This window comes from Rhodanobacter sp. B2A1Ga4 (assembly GCF_018101315.1).
GTDB classification, from domain to species: domain Bacteria; phylum Pseudomonadota; class Gammaproteobacteria; order Xanthomonadales; family Rhodanobacteraceae; genus Rhodanobacter; species Rhodanobacter thiooxydans_A.
Genome location: NZ_JADBJR010000001.1, coordinates 1,634,131 through 1,651,775 on the forward strand (window position 1 = coordinate 1,634,131; position 17,645 = coordinate 1,651,775).

The 17,645-nt window shown below is 67.2% G+C and carries 15 protein-coding genes; 2 read left to right on the top strand and 13 right to left on the bottom strand.

All coding sequences use genetic code 11. The annotated features are described in order from the left end of the window. The 10 genes from ybgC to IMW82_RS07785 form a co-directional block, all read right to left on the bottom strand. On the bottom strand, positions 1–438 hold the full coding sequence (gene ybgC, locus IMW82_RS07740; RefSeq protein ID WP_108470892.1) for a tol-pal system-associated acyl-CoA thioesterase: 438 nt from the start codon (positions 436–438) through the stop codon (positions 1–3). Beyond that, positions 431–1,480: a Holliday junction branch migration DNA helicase RuvB gene (ruvB, locus tag IMW82_RS07745; protein WP_108470893.1), complete on the bottom strand. Its 1,050-nt coding sequence runs from the start codon at positions 1,478–1,480 to the stop codon at positions 431–433. The genes ybgC and ruvB overlap by 8 nt, the downstream gene beginning before the upstream one ends. Before the next feature lie 135 nt (positions 1,481–1,615). Continuing rightward, a complete protein-coding gene (locus tag IMW82_RS07750; RefSeq protein WP_108470973.1) occupies positions 1,616–3,502 on the bottom strand; it encodes a potassium transporter Kup in 1,887 nt (628 codons plus the stop codon). A gap of 17 nt (positions 3,503–3,519) precedes the next feature. After that, complete coding sequence (gene ruvA / locus IMW82_RS07755; RefSeq protein WP_108470894.1) at positions 3,520–4,116, bottom strand: Holliday junction branch migration protein RuvA; 597 nt, start codon at positions 4,114–4,116, stop codon at positions 3,520–3,522. Positions 4,117–4,153: 37 nt separating this feature from the next. Next, positions 4,154–4,675: a crossover junction endodeoxyribonuclease RuvC gene (ruvC, locus tag IMW82_RS07760; RefSeq protein WP_108470895.1), complete on the bottom strand. Its 522-nt coding sequence runs from the start codon at positions 4,673–4,675 to the stop codon at positions 4,154–4,156. 33 nt (positions 4,676–4,708) lie between these two features. Further along, a complete protein-coding gene (locus IMW82_RS07765; protein ID WP_108470896.1) occupies positions 4,709–5,443 on the bottom strand; it encodes a YebC/PmpR family DNA-binding transcriptional regulator in 735 nt (244 codons plus the stop codon). A gap of 98 nt (positions 5,444–5,541) precedes the next feature. After that, the gene (locus tag IMW82_RS07770) at positions 5,542–6,177 is read right to left on the bottom strand and encodes an alpha/beta hydrolase (RefSeq protein WP_108470897.1); all 636 of its coding nucleotides are present in this window, start codon (positions 6,175–6,177) and stop codon (positions 5,542–5,544) included. Between the two features lie 105 nt (positions 6,178–6,282). Then, positions 6,283–8,037 (bottom strand): aspartate--tRNA ligase, encoded by a 1,755-nt coding sequence (gene aspS, locus IMW82_RS07775; protein WP_108470898.1) that lies wholly within the window; start codon positions 8,035–8,037, stop codon positions 6,283–6,285. Between the two features lie 88 nt (positions 8,038–8,125). Then, complete coding sequence (locus IMW82_RS07780; RefSeq protein ID WP_108470899.1) at positions 8,126–8,755, bottom strand: DUF3011 domain-containing protein; 630 nt, start codon at positions 8,753–8,755, stop codon at positions 8,126–8,128. 105 nt (positions 8,756–8,860) lie between these two features. Beyond that, positions 8,861–9,154 (bottom strand): zinc ribbon domain-containing protein, encoded by a 294-nt coding sequence (locus IMW82_RS07785; RefSeq protein WP_108470900.1) that lies wholly within the window; start codon positions 9,152–9,154, stop codon positions 8,861–8,863. Between the two features lie 282 nt (positions 9,155–9,436). On the opposite strand from IMW82_RS07785, the gene IMW82_RS07790 reads away from it, so the two are divergent. After that, entirely contained in the window at positions 9,437–11,914 is a 2,478-nt protein-coding gene (locus tag IMW82_RS07790; RefSeq protein WP_108470901.1) for a TonB-dependent receptor, read from the top strand. 232 nt (positions 11,915–12,146) lie between these two features. On the opposite strand, the gene clpB is transcribed toward IMW82_RS07790, so the two are convergent. The 3 genes from clpB to rluD all read right to left on the bottom strand — a co-directional run bounded on the left by clpB (position 12,147) and on the right by rluD (position 16,680). Continuing rightward, positions 12,147–14,738: an ATP-dependent chaperone ClpB gene (gene clpB / locus IMW82_RS07795; protein ID WP_108470902.1), complete on the bottom strand. Its 2,592-nt coding sequence runs from the start codon at positions 14,736–14,738 to the stop codon at positions 12,147–12,149. Positions 14,739–14,869: 131 nt separating this feature from the next. Further along, a complete protein-coding gene (gene pgeF, locus IMW82_RS07800) occupies positions 14,870–15,619 on the bottom strand; it encodes a peptidoglycan editing factor PgeF (RefSeq protein ID WP_108470903.1) in 750 nt (249 codons plus the stop codon). A gap of 86 nt (positions 15,620–15,705) precedes the next feature. Then, positions 15,706–16,680, bottom strand: coding sequence for a 23S rRNA pseudouridine(1911/1915/1917) synthase RluD (rluD, locus tag IMW82_RS07805; RefSeq protein ID WP_108470904.1), 975 nt, complete (start codon positions 16,678–16,680; stop codon positions 15,706–15,708). Between the two features lie 71 nt (positions 16,681–16,751). Between rluD and IMW82_RS07810 the strand changes: the two genes are divergently transcribed. Next, positions 16,752–17,618: an outer membrane protein assembly factor BamD gene (locus tag IMW82_RS07810; protein WP_108470905.1), complete on the top strand. Its 867-nt coding sequence runs from the start codon at positions 16,752–16,754 to the stop codon at positions 17,616–17,618. The last annotated feature ends 27 nt before the right edge of the window (positions 17,619–17,645 follow it).

Below are 17,645 nucleotides of genomic sequence, written 5' to 3' on the forward strand. Positions count from 1 at the left end.
CTATCGGCTTGGGTTGTCTTGAGGTGCGGGTTGCGGGATCAGGTCGGCCGGAATCGGCGCCGGCCGCATGCGCTGGAGATCGACGCAAGCCACCCGCACGCTGGCGCGGATCAGGCAGCTGCCGTCGTTCTTCGTGATCGTCTGGGTGAACAGGATACTGGCTGCGCGCCGTTCTTTGACTTCGACCGTTACCGACAGTTCATCATCCAGCAGGGCAGGCTTGAGGAAGTCGATGTGCATGTCGCGCACCATGAAGGCCAGCCCGGTGGCCTGCTTGAAGGCCATCTGGTCGACGCCGAGCGCGCGCATCCACTCGCTGCGGGCGCGCTCCATGAAGCGCAGGTAGCCGGCGTGGTAGACCACCCCGCCGGCGTCGGTGTCTTCCCAGTAGACCCTGACCTTCCAGCGGAAGGGCGTCGTGGAAGCGGATTCAGGCATCCCCGACTCCCGCATCGAACAGGTCGGCAGCCTGCGCCTGCCGCGGCGGCGGGGTCAGCCCCAGGTGGCGCCAGCCTTTGGCGCTGACCATGCGCCCGCGGGCGGTGCGCACCAGGTAACCTTGCTGGATCAGGTACGGCTCGACCACGTCCTCCAGCGTGCCACGGTCCTCGCTCAGCGCGGCGGCCAGCGACTCCACCCCGACCGGGCCGCCGTCGAAGTTCTCGATGATCAGCCCGAGCAGGCGCCGGTCCAGTTCGTCGAAACCCTGCGGGTCGATCTTCAGCATGTCCAGCGCGGCTTGCGCCGCGGCCAGGGTGATCTCGCCGCCGGCGCGCACCTCGGCGTAGTCGCGCACCCGGCGCAGCAGGCGGTTGGCGATGCGCGGCGTGCCGCGCGAGCGGCGGGCGATCTCCTGCGCCCCTTCCGGCGCACAGGTGATGCCGAGAATTTTCGCCGCCCGGCGCACGATCGCGGTCAGTTCGTCGGTGGTGTAGAACTCCAGCCGCTGCACGATGCCGAAGCGGTCGCGCAAGGGCGCGGTGAGCATGCCGGCGCGGGTGGTGGCGCCGATCAGGGTGAACGGCGGCAGGTCCAGCTTGATCGAGCGCGCGGCCGGGCCCTCGCCGATCATGATGTCGATCTGGAAGTCTTCCATCGCCGGATACAGCACTTCCTCGACCACCGGCGACAGCCGATGGATCTCGTCGACGAACAGCACGTCGTTCGCCTCCAGGTTGGTCAGCAGCGCGGCCAGGTCGCCGGCGCGCTCCAGCACCGGGCCGGAAGTGGAACGCAGGTTGACCCCCAGTTCGTTGGCGATCACGTGGCTGAGCGTGGTCTTGCCCAGCCCCGGCGGGCCGAAGATCAGCACGTGGTCCAGCGCCCCGCCCCGCTTCCTGGCCGCCTCGATGTAGATCGACAGCTGCTCGCGCACCGCCTGCTGGCCCAGATACTCGGCCAGCCGCTTCGGCCGGATGGTGGCTTCCAGCGCCTCGTCGTCGAGCTGGGCAGCGGCGGTGATGATGCGGTGGTCGGTCATGCCGGCATTATGGCGGCTTGCGTGGGTGAAATGGAGTGGAAATCAGGAGCGGGAGCCGCCGCTCCCATGAGCCAAGGAAGTACTTTCCGGCACTTCTTTGGCTCGCCACGGTGGAGATCCGATCCGCTGCGCGGATCAGATCTCCACTTGCGCCCCCAGCTCGATCAGCCGGTTGCCGGGGATCTGGAAGAACGCGGTGGCCGGCATCGCGTTGCGCGACAGGAACGCGAACAGCTTGTCGCGCCACAGCGCCATGCCGGGTCGGCGCGCGTCGGCCACGATGGTTTCGCGCGACAGGAAGAAGGTAGTGTCCATCATGTCGAAGCCGAGGCCCTCCCGTGTGCACCGGGTCAGCGCCAGCGGGATGTTCGGATCCTCGGCGAAGCCGAAACGCAGCTCCAGTCCGAAGAAGTTGCCCGCCATAGGCGTGATCGCGATGCGCTCGTCGGCTTCGGCCACCGGCGTTTCCAGCGTCTCCACCGTCAGCAGCACGTTGCGCTCGTGCAGCACCTTGTTGTGCTTGAGGTTGTGCAGCAGCGCATGCGGCACGGCGTGCTGGTTCGCGGTGAGGAAGATCGCCGTGCCCGGCACGCGCAGCGGCGGGTGGTCGGCGATGTTCTCGATGAACGGCGCCAGCGCCAGCCCGCCCTGCTTGATCTCGCGCACCACCAGCTCGCGACCGCGGCGCCAGGTCGTCATCACGCTGAATAGCACCACGCCCAGCACCAGCGGGAACCAGCCGCCATGCGCCACCTTCAGCAGGTTCGCGCCGAAGAACGCCAGGTCGATGATCAGGAACAGCACGCCGACCAGCACCACCGTCAGCCAGCTCCAGTGCCAGCGCTTGCGCGCCACCACCAGCGCCAGCAGCGTGGTCATGGTCATGGTGCCGGTCACCGCGATGCCGTAGGCGGCACCCAGGTTGTCCGAGCTGCGGAAGCCGAGCACCGCCAGGATCACCAGCACCATCAGCATGCGGTTGACCCACGGCACGAAAATTTGCCCGGACATCTCGCGCGAGGTGTGCACCACCGCCAGCCGCGGCGAATAACCCAACGACATCGCCTCGCGGGTCATCGAGAACGCGCCGGAGATCACCGCCTGCGACGCGATCACCGCCGCGGCGGCCGACAGCACGATCATCGGATACAGCAGCGGCGGCGGCACCATCAGGTAGAACGGACTGGAGATCGCCAGCGGGTCGCCCAGCAGCAGCGCGCCCTGGCCGAAGTAATTGAGCAGCAGCGCCGGCAGCACGAAGCCGAACCAGGCCAGCCGGATGGGCTTCTTGCCGAAGTGGCCCATGTCCGCGTACAGCGCCTCGGCGCCGGTCAGCGCCAGCACCACGCCGCCGAGGGCGATGAACGAGGTATCACCGTGGCTGATGAAGAAACGTACCGCATGCAGCGGGTTGACCGCATACAGCACCTGCGGGTTGGCGATGATCTGGCGCACGCCGAGTACCGCCAGCACCACGAACCACAGCGTCATCACCGGTGCGAACGCCCTGCCGACCTTGTGCGTGCCGTGCCGCTGCACCGCGAACATGCCCAGCAAAATCGCCAGCGCGACCCACACCACGTACTTGCCCAGGCCGGGCGCGGCCACCTGCAAGCCCTCGACCGCGCCGAGCACCGAGATCGCCGGGGTGATCACGCCGTCGCCGTAGAACAACGCCGCGCCGAAGATGCCGAAGCCCGCCAGCACCCAGCGCGCGCGCGCCGAGCCGCTCATCGAGCGCTGCGCCAGCGCCATCAGCGCCATGATGCCGCCCTCGCCCTTGTTGTCCGCGCGCATCACGAAGGTCACGTACTTCAGCGACACCACGATGATCAGCGCCCAGAACACCAGCGACAGCACGCCCAATACCGCCGGCGCGGTCGGCGTCATGCCGTGCGTGCCGAGGGTTTCCTTCATGGTGTACAACGGGCTGGTGCCGATGTCGCCGAACACCACGCCGATCGCGCCCAGTGCCAGCGTCCGCAACCGGCGCCGGGTCTCCGTCGGCGATTCGTCCTGCATGGTGTGCTGTCCCACGATCAGCTCCCGAGTGCGGCGCGCAGCGCCTTGCGGATGATGGCTTCGGCATCGTCGCCCTCGGCGGCGACCTTCTGCACCAGCCGGCTCACCTCGACCGGCTTGTAGCCCAGCTGTTGCAGCGCCACGGTCGCTTCGCCAGCGGCATCCAGCGGCGCACCCGCCGCATGCAGCGTGGCACCGGGCATGCCGGACATGCCATCGAGACGATCGCGCAGTTCCACCACGATGCGCTCGGCGGTCTTCTTGCCGATGCCGGGGATCTTGGTCAGCGCGACCACGTCGCCGGCCTGCACCAGTCGCGCGAAGTGGTCGGTGGACACGCCGGACAGCACCGCCAGCGCGATCTTCGCGCCGATCCCGCTGACCTTCAGCAGGTTGCGGAACAGCGTGCGCTCGGCTTCGTGCAGGAAGCCGTACAGCGTGATGCTGTCTTCCTTCACCGCATGATGGATGAGCAGGACCACTTCCCTGCCGAGGCCCGGCAGGTCGTAGATCGTCGACATCGGCGCCTCGACCTCGTAGCCGATACCGCCAACCTCGACCAGCAGCGACGGCGGCTGCTTGCTTATCAGGATGCCGCGCAGGCGCCCGATCACCGGCGTCGCCCTCGTGCCTTGTGCATCGCCGGCGCCTTCACCGGCGTCGCCTCCAGGCCGTGCGCGGAATGCCGACGCGGGCCAGGCTGGCACGGGTGTGCGCGTGCGTCACCGCCACCGCCAGCGCATCGGCGGCATCGGCCTGCAGCGGCCCCTTGAGGCCGAGCAGCACGCCGATCATGTGCTGTACCTGGGTCTTGTCCCCGCGACCGCTGCCGACCACGGACTGCTTCACTTCGGTTGCTGCGTATTCGTGCACCACGATCCCCTGGCTGACCACCGCGCAAATGGCGGCGCCGCGCGCCTGTCCAAGCTTCAATGCCGAATCCGGGTTGCGCGCCATGAACACGCGCTCGATCCCGCACTCGGTCGGCTGGTGGGTCGCGATGATGTCACACAGTTCGTCAAAGATACGTTTCAGGCGCAACGGGAAGGTGGCCTCGCCGGCCACCGCCAGCGCGCCGTGGAAGACGTGGCTGAGCTTGCCCGCGTCGTCCACGTCGATGATGCCCACGCCGGTGCGTTGGCTGCCGGGATCGATGCCGATGATGCGAGTCATCACGAGGCGATGCGAAGGCGCGCGGCCTTCGACTTATTCGGCAGTCCCGGCGGGCAGCAAGGCGTTGTGCGACACCTCGCTCACGTCGTCCAGCGCGTCGAGCTTCTCGAGCAGGTCGAGCAGCTGTTCCAGCGCTTCCTCCGGCACCTCGACGCGGTTGTTCGGGCGCATCATCACGCCGGCGTGCTGGGCGCTCAGCCCGGCAGCGATCAGCCCTTGCTGCACTGCCTCGAAGCTCTCCGGCGTGCACAGCACGATACTTTCGCCGTGTTCGTTGAGCACGTCGTCGGCGCCGGCTTCCAGCGCCGCTTCCAGCACCTTTTCCTCGGCTGCCGCGTCGCCGCCGGTGGCGAACACCAGTTCGCCGCAACGGGTGAACTGGAACGCCACCGAACCGGAGGTGCCGAGATTGCCGCCATGCTTGGTCAGCACATAGCGCACGTCAGCCACGGTGCGGGTGGGGTTGTCGGTGAAGCTTTCGATGATCAGGGCGATGCCGGCCGGACCGTAGCCTTCGTAGCGCAGCTCCTGCATGTCGGCGCCGCCATCGGCGCCGGAGCCGCGCTTGATCGCGCGCTCGATGGTGTCCTTGGTCATGTTCGCCGACAAGGCCTTGTCGATCGCCGCACGCAGGCGCGGATTACCACCAGGGTCGGCGACGCCGGAACGCGTGGCGACGGTGATCTCGCGGATCAGCTTGGTGAACACCTTGGCGCGCTTGGCGTCTTCGGCGTTCTTGCGACCTTCGATGGACGGGCCTCTACCCATGACGATTCCTGCACGAAGCGATTGGACAAGCGGTCAATTTTACCTGAATTCGCCCTGCGTGCCGGTTGCGCCGCCCCGCCGTACCGCGACATGACGCCTCAGGGCGCTGCCGGCGGAAACCGGCCGTGATGCAGGAATTCCGCCACCAGCCGCGCCACCTCCTGCGAGAACAGCAGCCCGGTGTGGTTCGCCTCGACCACGCGGTGCGCGGTTACCCCTGCCAGGCGGGTTTCCTCCACTGCCACCGTGCCGTCGTGCGCGCCGGCGAAATGGCCGAGCATGGCGCCCAGGCCGAGCGGCAGGCGTCCGGCGACCACGCCGACCTCGCGCGGCCCGTCCCAGCGCTCGAAGCCCTGCTCCAGCAGCTCACGGTTGTGCCCCAGCAGCACTTCGCCGCCGCGCCCCCAGGCGGCGAAACCCCGCGCCGCAGCGCTGCCCTTCAGCGGCGAACCCAGGCAGACGATGCGGCCCGGCGGCGGACTGCCGTCGAGGCAGGCGCGCAGGGCCAGCAGGCCGCCCAGGCTGTGGCCAACCAGGTGTACCGCGTCGGCCTCTCCCGCCAGCGCGGCCATGCGCGCCTGCAACCGTTCCAGGATGCGCTGCTGGGTAGCCGCCACGCTCAGGTAATCGAAGCGGTGCACGCGGAACCCCGACTCGATCAGCCGCCGGTGCAGCATGGACAGCGCGAAACCGCGCATCCACAGGCCGTGCAGCAGGATCACGTGATCGGTCATGGGGCGAAAGCCGGGAATCGGGATGAGTGAATGGGAAATCGCAAAAGCTGGTGAAGTGGCAAGCTCACGGGCGAACGCCTTGAACCCTTCCCTATTCCCTGCTCCCTATTCCTTCACGACCACGTGCAGCTCCTTCAGTTGCGCGTCGCTCACCGGCGACGGCGCGTCGGTCATCAGGTCCTGCGCGCTGGTGGTCTTGGGGAACGCGATCACGTCGCGGATCGACTCGGTGCCGGCCAGCAGCGCCGCGATGCGATCGATGCCGAACGCCAGGCCACCATGCGGCGGCGCGCCGAATTTCAGCGCCTTCAGCAGGAAGCCGAACTTCATCTCGGCCTCCTCCGCGCCGATGCCGAGCAGCTCGAACACCGTGCTCTGCATCTCCGGCCGATGGATGCGGATCGAGCCGCCGCCGATCTCGTTGCCGTTCAACACCATGTCGTAGCCGCGGCTCACCGCATTGTGCGGATCGGCGCGCAGCTGGGCGGCGTCGTCCACCTTCGGTGCGGTGAACGGGTGATGCAAGGCCACGAAGCGCTGCTCTTCCGCGTCGTACTCGAACATCGGGAAGTCGGTGACCCACAGCGGCTTCCAGCTGTCCTCGACCAGGCCGCGATCCTTGCCGACCTTCAGCCGCAGCGCGCCCATGAAGTCGGTGACGGTCTTCCAGTTGCCGGCGCCGAAGAACACGATGTCGCCGCTCTGCGCACCAGTGGCCTTGAGCACGCCATCCAGCGCCGCATCGTCGAGAAACTTCGCCACCGGCGAGTTGATGCCGTCACGGCCCTTGGCCAGATCCTCGACCTTGAGCCAGGCCAGGCCCTTCGCGCCGTAGCGCGAGGCGTACTCAGCCAAGCCGTCGATGTCCTTGCGCGACAGCGTGCTGCCGCCGGGTACGCGCAGCGCGGCGACGCGGCCGTCCGCATCGTTGGCCGGTTCGGCGAACACCTTGAACTCGATGTGCTTCAGTGCGTCGGCCACGTCGACCAGTTCCAGCGCGATGCGCAGGTCCGGCTTGTCCGAGCCGAAGCGACGCATCGCCTCGGCCCAGGTCATGCGCGGGAACGTGGCAGCCAGCTCAACGCCCTGTACCTCGCGAAACACGTGGCGGATCAGCTCCTCCACGAAATCCTGCACGTCCCGTTCCTCGACGAAGGCGAACTCCAGGTCGAGCTGGGTGAACTCCGGCTGGCGGTCGGCGCGCAGGTCCTCGTCGCGGAAGCAGCGGGCGATCTGGTAGTAGCGGTCGAAGCCGGCCACCATCAGGATCTGCTTGAACAGCTGCGGCGACTGCGGCAGCGCGTAGAACTGGCCCGGATGCACGCGGCTGGGCACCAGGTAGTCTCGTGCGCCCTCGGGCGTGGCCTTGGTCAGGATCGGCGTCTCCACATCCTGGAAACCGCGCTCGTCCAGATAGCGGCGCAGCACCTGTACCAGCTTGATGCGCTTGCGCATCATCGCCTGCATCTCGGGGCGGCGCAGGTCGAGGTAGCGGTAGGTCATCCGCATGTCCTCGTTCGGGTTCTCGTGCAGCGCGAACGGCAGGTCCTTCGCGGCGTTGAGCACCTCGACCGTATCGGCCAGCAGCTCGACCGTGCCGGTCTTCAGCTTGTCGTTGACCGACACCCGCGGGCGGATCGTGCCGGTGACGCGCAGGCAGTATTCGTTGCCGATCTCGCCGGCGACCGCAAATGCGGCGGCGTTGTCGCGCTCGATCACCAGCTGGGCCAGCCCCTCGTGGTCGCGCAGGTCGACGAACGCCACGTGCGCCTGCAGGCGGATCTTGTTGACCCAGCCGCACAGGGTGACGGTCTGGCCGATCAGCGCCTCGTCGATGAGGCCGCAGTAATGCGTGCGCATGCGTTGGAACTCCGGCGTCGCCGCGGCGACTTCAGGCAAGGGAAAAGACCGCGAAGTCTACCACTGCCGCGTGTCGCGGCGGGCCGCGCTACCAGCGCCGGTCGACCAGGAACTGGCCGCGGCAGCCGTGCGCCACCCACACCCCGGCGCGGTTCCAGCCCCAGCTGTAGCCCTCGGTGCAGTTCGCGTCGGAGAGCTGCCGGCCCAGCCGCACGCGGCCGTTGCGACCCACGTCGACCTGGCATAGCTGGTACTTCTTCTGGTTGCTGTCGCATTGCAGGCTGATCCGGCGATCCCAGCCGGGGCCGGGCCGCCAGCCGCGGTCGTCGCCGCGGTCGTCGTAACGATCGTCCCGGCGATCGCCCCAGGCGTCGTCGTCGCGATCGCCGGGACGGCCGTCGTAACGGCCGCGATCACGGTCGCCGTAGGCGTAGCCATCGCGGTCGGCCGGACCAAACAGGCCGCGGCAGCCGCGATCGACCCACAGCGTGCCCTGGTCCATGCCCCAGCTCTCGCCGCGGATGCAGGCGCCCTTCGACTCCTGCTTGTACAGCTCGACATACCGCCACGGCACCGCGCAGCGAGCGTAGTGGCCGTCGCTGCTCACGCAGCGTACCGGCGCGTCCGACTGCGCCTGCACCGGCGAGGCCACTCCCAGCAGGCCGCCCGCCAGTCCCGCCACGATGACCCCGACCATCCATCCGCCGATTGTGCGCATCTCCTCGCCTCCTCCACCCATGCCGACCCCGGCGCCTCGCCGTGGCCTTTCGGAATCAGCATAGCCTGCGCCGGAATACGGCAACCGGCCGGGCGTTCCACCGGTTCAGCTGGCGCTGCTTCCGGAGTCACCGGAGGCCGGCGCCGGGGCCGCCGCGGGGGCAGCCGCCGTGCCGGACTGGCCGGCGTCGCCAGCCAGGTTGTGCTTCTTCTCGCCGTTCTTCTTGAAGTCGGTCTCGTACCAGCCGCTGCCGGCGAGTCGGAACGACGGCGCGCTGACCATCCGCCGCAGGTGCGGCGCATCGCAGGCGGGACAGACGGTGGGATCGGTATCGGACAACTTCTGCAGGCGGTCGAAGCGATGGCCGCAATGGCTGCATTCGAATTCGTAGATGGGCATGGAGACTCCGGGCACGCCGGCCATCGCGGGGCCGGCAACAGGCCATTATCGGCGTGCGCGGCCGGATTTCAACGTCCCGGTTGGGTCATGGCGACGCCTGGATCTCAGTAGTAGCCTGCAAGCGAGGAGCAGTGCAGGAGCCAGGCCGCCATCAGCTGCCTGCCGAGCGGGATGGACGCGTCAACAAGCGTATGGACGTCTATACGTCTATTGACGACCAATGCGATATGCCACTAACCTGCGGATGTTGCGCCGCAGCACCCCATTATCTGGAGAGTCCCCATGAGCAAACGTCCCGACCCGATCGTTTCGGTATGGCTTCCTGCCGCGGTGCTGCTGGCGCTGGCCGGCAACGTCGCCGCACAGGAAGCCACCACGCCACCGCCGGCCAAGGCCAAGGAGCTCAGCGCGGTGATCGTCACCGGAACCCGTGCCGGCAACCGGACGGAAAGCAGCTCGCTGACCCCGATTGACGTGGTTTCGGCCAAGGTGCTGCAGCAGACCGGCACCAACGACCTGCCCACCGCACTGGCGCGCATCATCCCCTCGCTGAATTTCCCGCGCCCCGCCGCCGCCGACACGGCGGACACGCAGCGCCCGGCGCAATTGCGCGGGCTGTCGCCGGATCAGGTGCTGGTACTGGTGAACGGCAAGCGCTGGCATCCCGGCGCGATCCTGTTGAACAACGGCGTGATCGGCCGGGGTTCGCAATCGGTGGATCTCAATACCATCCCGATGTCGGCGATCGACCATATCGAGGTCCTGCGTGACGGCGCCTCGGCGCAGTACGGCTCCGACGCCATCGCCGGCGTCATCAACGTGATCCTGAAGAAGGGCGCGAAGGGCGGCGACGTCGAGCTCAGCGGCGGCCAGTACTCCGCGGGCGATGGCCGGCAGTGGCAGGGTTCGGCCAACTTCGGCATCCCCCTGAACAACGACAAGGGCTGGCTGCGCTTCACCGTGCAAAGCGGCAACCAGGACCACACCAATCGCGCCCAACCGGACCAACGCCCCGGCTTCCCCGGTCTTGGCGTGAACTTCCGCCAGGGCGACCCCTCGGTGCATGACACCAACCTGCTGCTCAACGCGCAGTACGACATCACGCCGAATGTGCAGTTCTACGCGTTCGGCCACTATGGCCGCCGCCAGAGCACATCGCCGGCATTCTTCCGCTACGGCACCAATTCGCCGAAGCCGAACAATCCACTGATAGGTCTGGTCTATCCCGACGGCTTCCTGCCGCTTGAGCACGCCGACTCCACTGACCAGTCCCTCGTTGCAGGCCTGCGCGGCGAGGTCAGCGGCTGGCGCTGGGACCTCAGCGGCAACTTCGGTCGCAACCGGGTCTCCTACGAGACGCGGCACAGCCTCAACTATGCCTACCTGCACGACTTCGGCAGCACGCCGAGCGTGTTCAGCGACGGCATCCTCAGCGCCAAGCAGCAAAGCCTCGACCTCGACATCGCCAAGGATGTCGCCGTCGGCTGGCTGCCCAACCCCGTCACCGTGGCATTCGGCGCGCAATACCTGCGCCAGACTTACGGTATCCAGGCCGGCTCGCTGCCGTCCTGGTACGTCGGCACGTCCGGCGTCTCGGGTGGCGCGCAGGGGTTTGCCGGCTGGCAACCGTCCAACGCGATTGATGCCTCGCGCCAGGACGTGGCCGAATACCTCGATCTGGAAACCAACCTGACCGACAAACTCGGCGTCGCCGCGGCGGTGCGGCACGAGCACTACAACGATTTCGGCAACACCACCTCGGGATCACTGGCCGCCCGCTTCGACTTCACCGACACCTTCGCCATCCGCGGCAGCGCCTCGACCGGCTTCCGGGCGCCATCCCTGGGTCAGGAATATTTTTCGCAGACATCCTCGCTGTTCTTCGCCAACGGCAACTCGGCCGGCCTGCCTGCAGGCATCTACAACGCGGGACTGGTGCCCGTCGGCAGCCAGATCGCGCAACTGCTCGGCTCCGAAGCGCTGAAGCCGGAGAAGTCGAGGAACTTCACCCTGGGCACGGTCTGGAATCCCACTGATGCGCTGACCCTCAGCGTGGACCTCTACCAGATCAGGATCCAGAACCGCATCGCCCTGTCCGGCGCGATCTCGACCACCACGCCGGCCGTGGTGAACTACCTGGCGGCCAATGGCATCGGCAACCTCAACTTCCGCAGCATCAATTACTTCACCAATGCGGCGGACACGCGCACGCGCGGCATCGATATCGTGGGCACCTATCTGGCCGACCTCGGCAGTGCGGGCACCCTCGCCACCACGCTGAGCGCCAACTACAACCAGAACATCGTCACGGACGTAAAACCGAACCCGGCGGTGCTGAACAACCTCGGCGTCAATTTCGTTCGCCTGAACCGCCAGGACATCAAGGGCTACCTGGCCAATTCGACTCCGCGCAGCAAGCTCATCCTCAGCGAGCAGTACAACGTCGGGAACTGGGGAGTGACGGGCACGCTGACCCGCTATGGCCGTTACACGAATTACGTCAGCAGCCTGGCCAGCTACAACGTCGCAACCGGCGTCGTCGACCAGACCTTCACGCCCAAGTGGATCCTTGACCTGGCGGTGAACTACAAGCTGAGCGACTGGACTTTCACCGTGGGGGCGGACGACGCACTCAACGTGCATCCGGACAAGAACATTCCCAACAACACCAACAACGGCACGCTGCCGTACTCGACGTTCTCCCCGTTCGGCTACAACGGTGCCTACGTCTACGGCAAGGTGCGCTACAGCTGGCAGTAACGGGCCCGGCACCGCCCTGGCAACACGCAAAAGCCCCGGCTCGACCGTGGCTTTTGTATGTTGCCGGCCGCGAGGCCGGGGCTACGAGCAGAAGGAACAGCAGCGGCACTAGGGCAGCAAGGTGACCCGCTCGACCTCGACTGACTGCCGGAGTTGGGCGAGCGGTCAGGCCGGGACCAGCCTGACCATCCAGAGCGGGTGTCGTCCGGGGACACCCGCTGCACGGACTACCTCACGCCTTGCGGAACACCAGCTGCCCGCCCTCGGCGGCCACCCTCACCGTGTCGCCCGACTGGAAGCGGCCTTCCAGGATCTGCCTCGCCAGCGGATTCTCCAGCTGTTGCTGGATCGCCCGCTTCAGCGGCCGCGCGCCGTAGACCGGATCGAAACCGACGTTGCCGAGCAGGGTCAGCGCATCGTCGCCCACGTCCAGCTTGAGCTGACGCTCGGCCAGGCGCTTTTCCAGGTATTCGAGCTGGATCTTCGCGATGGCGCGGATCTGGCTCTTGTCCAGCGGACGGAACACCACGATCTCGTCGAGACGGTTGATGAACTCCGGGCGGAAGTGCGCCTGCACCACGCCCATGACCGAGGCCTTCATCTGGGTGTACTGCTCCTCCGCATCGCCGCCGTTTTCCGAGGCATCCTGGATCATCTGCGAGCCCAGGTTCGAAGTCATCACGATGACGGTGTTGCGGAAGTCCACGGTGCGGCCCTGGCCGTCGGTAAGGCGGCCGTCGTCCAGCACCTGCAGCAGGATGTTGAACACGTCCGGATGCGCCTTCTCCACCTCGTCCAGCAGGATCACGCTGTACGGCCGGCGGCGCACGGCTTCGGTCAGGTAGCCGCCTTCCTCGTAACCGACGTAGCCGGGAGGTGCACCGACCAGGCGCGAGACGGAATGCTTCTCCATGAACTCGCTCATGTCGATACGCACCATCGCGTCGGTGGTGTCGAACATGAACTCGGCCAGCGCCTTGCACAGCTCGGTCTTGCCCACGCCGGTGGGGCCGAGGAACAAGAACGAGCCGTTCGGCCGGTTCGGGTCAGACAAGCCGGCACGCGAGCGACGGATCGCATCGGACACCGCGTGCACCGCCTCATCCTGGCCGACCACGCGCTTGTGCAGTTCATCCTCCATGTGCAGCAGCTTGTCGCGCTCGCCCTCAAGCATCTTGCTGACCGGGATGCCGGTCCAGCGGCTGACCACCTCGGCGATTTCCTCGGCGGTGACCTTGGTCTGCACCAGCTTGAAGTCCTGCGTCTCGGCGGCCTGCGCCGCGGCGAGCTGCTTCTCCAGCGCCGGCAGCTTGCCGTACTGGAGCTCGCTCATCTTGGCGTAGTCCTGCCGGCGCTGGGCGGCCTCCAGTTCCTGGTGCGCCTGCTCGATCTGCTCCTTGACCTTGGTCGTGCCCTGCAGCGCGGCCTTCTCCGATTTCCAGATCTCATTCAAGTCGGAGAACTCGCGTTCGAGTTTCTCGATGTCGGCTTCCAGGTCGGCCAGGCGCTGCTTCGATTCGCTGTCCTTTTCCTTCTTCAGCATCTCGCGCTGGATCTTCAGCTGGATCAACCGCCGCTCCAGCCGATCGAGTTCTTCCGGCTTGGAGTCGATCTCCATGCGGATGCGCGAGGCAGCCTCGTCCATCAGGTCGATCGCCTTGTCCGGCAGCTGGCGGTCGGCGATGTAGCGATGCGACAGCGTGGCCGCGGCGACGATCGCCGGGTCGGTGATCTCCACGCCGTGATGCACGGCGTAGCGTTCTTTCAGGCCGCGCAGGATGGCGATGGTGTCCTCGACGGAAGGCTCGCCCACGAACACTTTCTGGAAGCGCCGCTCCAGCGCGGCGTCCTTCTCGATGTACTTGCGGTATTCGTCCAGGGTGGTAGCGCCGATGCAGTGCAGCTCGCCACGGGCCAGCGCCGGCTTGAGCATGTTGCCGGCGTCCATCGAGCCCTCGCCCTTGCCGGCGCCGACCATGGTGTGCAGCTCGTCGATGAACAGGATCACCCGGCCTTCCTGCTTCGAAAGATCGCTGAGCACCGCTTTCAGGCGCTCCTCGAACTCACCGCGGAATTTCGCGCCGGCGATCAGCGCGCCCATATCCAGCGCCAGCACGCGGCGGTCACGCAGGCCCTCGGGCACTTCGCCCTTGATGATGCGCTGGGCCAGCCCCTCGACGATCGCGGTCTTGCCCACGCCGGGCTCGCCGATCAGCACCGGGTTGTTCTTGGTGCGCCGCTGCAGCACCTGGATGGTGCGGCGAATCTCCTCGTCGCGGCCGATCACCGGATCGAGCTTGTTGCGCTCGGCACGCTCGGTGAGGTCGATGCAGTATTTCTCCAGCGCCTGGCGCTGTTCCTCGGCGTTCTCACTCTGCACCTTTTCGCCGCCACGCAGCTTGTCGATGGCCGCTTCAAGATTGGCCTTGTTCGCGCCGGCCGCCTTCAGCGCCGCGCCCAGCTCACCCTTGTCGTCCAGCGCCGCCAGCACGAACAGTTCGCTGGCGATGAACTGGTCGCCGCGCTGCTGCGCCAGCTTGTCGGTGAGGTTGAGCAGGCGGTTGAGGTCGTTGCCCAGGTTGATATTCCCTTCCTGTCCGCTGACCTTCGGCAAGCGCTCCAGCAGGTCGTTGACGCGCTGGGTCAGCAGCGGCACGTTGACCTGGGCCTGGGTCAGCAGCGGCGCGGTCGAGCCGCCCTGCTGGCCGAGCAGCGCGGCCATCACGTGTGCCGGTTCGAGCATGTTGTGGTCGCGGCCCACGGCCAGCGACTGCGCGTCAGCCAGCGCCTGCTGGAAACGCGAGGTGAGCTTGTCCATCCGCATCGCAATGATCCCCGCAAGAGATGAATGGTTCTGGCGGGCCACGCCGCCACTGCCCGCTTAAATGCGGACTGTGGCAGGTGATTCAAGCAAGCGGCGTGAAAGGCCGGGCCGGTCGGGGCAGCAACGGAAAATCAGGCGTGGTCCAGCCACACCAGGCTGGCGAAGCGGCCGCTGCGGGCGCCGTCGCGTCGGTAGGAATAGAAGCGCGGATCGGCCAGCGTGTCGAAACCGCCGCCATGGATACGCTGAATGCCGGCAGCCTGCAGCCGGCGCCGCGCCAGGGCGGCGAGGTCACACAGCCAGTGTCCGGCACGGGTGGCCACGAAGCAGTCCGCGGCACCGGCATCGGCTGCCACGAAGGCGCTGCGCACCTCCTCACCCACCTCGTAGGAAGCCGCGCCGATGCACGGCCCCAGCCATGCCAGCAGGCGCGCCGGCGGAGTTTGCAGCTGGGTCAGCGTGGCCTCCAGTACGCCGGCGGCCAGCCCGCGCCAGCCCGCGTGGGCCGCGCCGATCTCGCTGCCGTCGTCGGCACAGAACAGCACCGGCAGGCAGTCGGCGGTGAGAATGGCCAGCACCGTGCCGGGAATGTGCGACACCACCGCATCCGCCTGCGGCTCGTCCGCGCTGGGCAGCGGCCCCAGTTCGGCCACGCCGGTGCCATGCACCTGGCGCAGCCAGCGCGGTACCGACGGCAGCCGCAACGCCTGCTGCAGCGCGCTGCGGTTGGACTGCACCACGTCGACGTCGTCGCCGCTGCGCAGGCCGAGGTTGAAACGATCGAACGGCTGCGCCGAGATGCCCGGCCCCTGCCGCGTGGTGATCGCCGCGTGGACCCGGGCCGGGGCCGGCCAGTCGGGAAAGATCCAGGTATCGGTCATTTTCTCGGGATTCGGGATTCGGGATTGGGGATTGGGGATTCGGAAAGCATCGCACAAGCACCGGCGGCGTTCCTTGGCGCCTGCCCTCAGTAGTGATCCGAACCGTGTTCAGCCAGATCCGCGCGCAACGCCTCGATCAGCGCCTGCTGGTCGGCCGGCCGCTGCGCTTCGAACGACAGCGCCTCGCCGGTGGCCGGGTGGATGAACGACAGCTTTTCGGCGTGCAGCGCCTGCCGGCGGAAACCACGCAGGGTGGCAGCCAGTTCCGCGGTGGCGCCCTTGGGCAGCTTCAGGCCACCGCCGTACAACGGGTCGCCCACCAGCGGGTGGCCGATATGGGTCAGGTGCACGCGGATCTGGTGGGTGCGACCGGTCTCCAGCTGGCACTGCAGCAGGCTGTGCGCCCGGAAACGCTCGCGCAGGCGGTAATGGGTCACCGCGCGCTTGCCGTCTTCCTCGTCGCGCACCGCCTGGCGCAGGCGGTCGCCCATGCTGCGGCCGATCGGCGCATCCACCGTGCCGCCGGCCACCAGCGTGCCCAGCACCACCGCCTCGTACTGGCGCTCCACTTCGTGGCGCGACAGCAGGTCGACCAGCGCGGTGTACGTCGGCAGCGTCCGCGCCACCACCATCAGGCCGGAGGTGTCCTTGTCCAGCCGGTGCACGATGCCGGCCCGCGGCAGCTCGGCCAGCTTCGGGTCGTGGTGCAGCAGCGCGTTCAGCAGGGTGCCGGCCGGGTTGCCGGCGCCGGGGTGGACGACCAGCCCGGCCGGCTTGTTCAGCACCAGCAGGTGCGCGTCCTCGTGCACCACGTTCAGCGCGATGTCCTCCGGCGCGCTGGACACCTCGTTTTCCAGCTCGACCTGCAGGCAGACCTGCTCGCCGCCCCGCAGCAGCTGCCGCGGCGGCGCCTGCACGCCGTCCAGGGTCACCGCGCCGGACTTGATCCAGCCGCTGAGCCGCGAACGCGAATAATCGGGGAACATCTCGGCCAGCGCCTGGTCGAACCTGCGTCCCGCCGCGGCCCGCGGCACCTCCGCCTCGTGCCGGATCGTGGTCATGCCGGCCTCCGCGGGCGGTGGCCGGTTTCGGCTATCATGCCTTTTCGCTCAAACATCCGAATTCTTTCCTTATGCGCCCAACAATCGACTCGCCCAAGCTGCCGATGCCCAAATTGCCCGTTCTGAAAGTGCTTGTGGTGCTGGCGCTCGTCACGTCGATGAGCGCATGTTCGATGTTCAAGTCGAAAAAGGACACCATCGACACGATGCCGCTGGTCGCGCTGTATGACAACGCGCACGACTCGCTGCAAAACGCCGACTATGCGGCCGCCAGCAAGGCCTACCAGCGCCTGATCGCGCGTTTCCCGTCGGGCGAATACAACGAGCAGGCCCAACTCGAGCTGGCCTATGCACAGTACAAGGACAACCAGCCGGATGATGCCTTGTCGACCGTGAACCGCTTCATCAAGACCTATCCGACCAACAAGCATGTCGATTATGCCTATTACCTGCGCGGCCTGATCAATTTTGATCGCACCAGCGGCGTGATCGAGCGCTACATCAACCGCGAAGGCTCGCAGGCGCGCCGCGACCAGGGCTACAACCTGCAGTCGTTCGACGACTTCTCCGAGCTGTCGCGCCGCTTCCCGGACAGCGCCTACACCGCCGACGCGCGCCAGCGCATGATCTACCTGCGCAACATCCTGGCCCAGTACGAGATCAACGTGGCCGAGTTCTACCTGCGCAACAAGGCCTATGTCGCTGCCGCCGACCGCGCGCAGTACGTGATCGAGCACTACCAGCAGGCTCCGCAGACCGGCGACGCGCTGGCCATCCTCACCCGCAGCTACCTGGCGCTTGACCAGAAGACCCTGGCCGACCAGAGCCGCCAGGTGCTGGCGCTGAACTACCCGAACCACCCGTACCTGAGCGATGCCAGGTGGCCGCATGCGCCGTCCACGCTGCGCAAGATGGTGCCGTTCTCGGGGCACCACTGAGCCCACGCGTCGCATGACGGAAAAGGC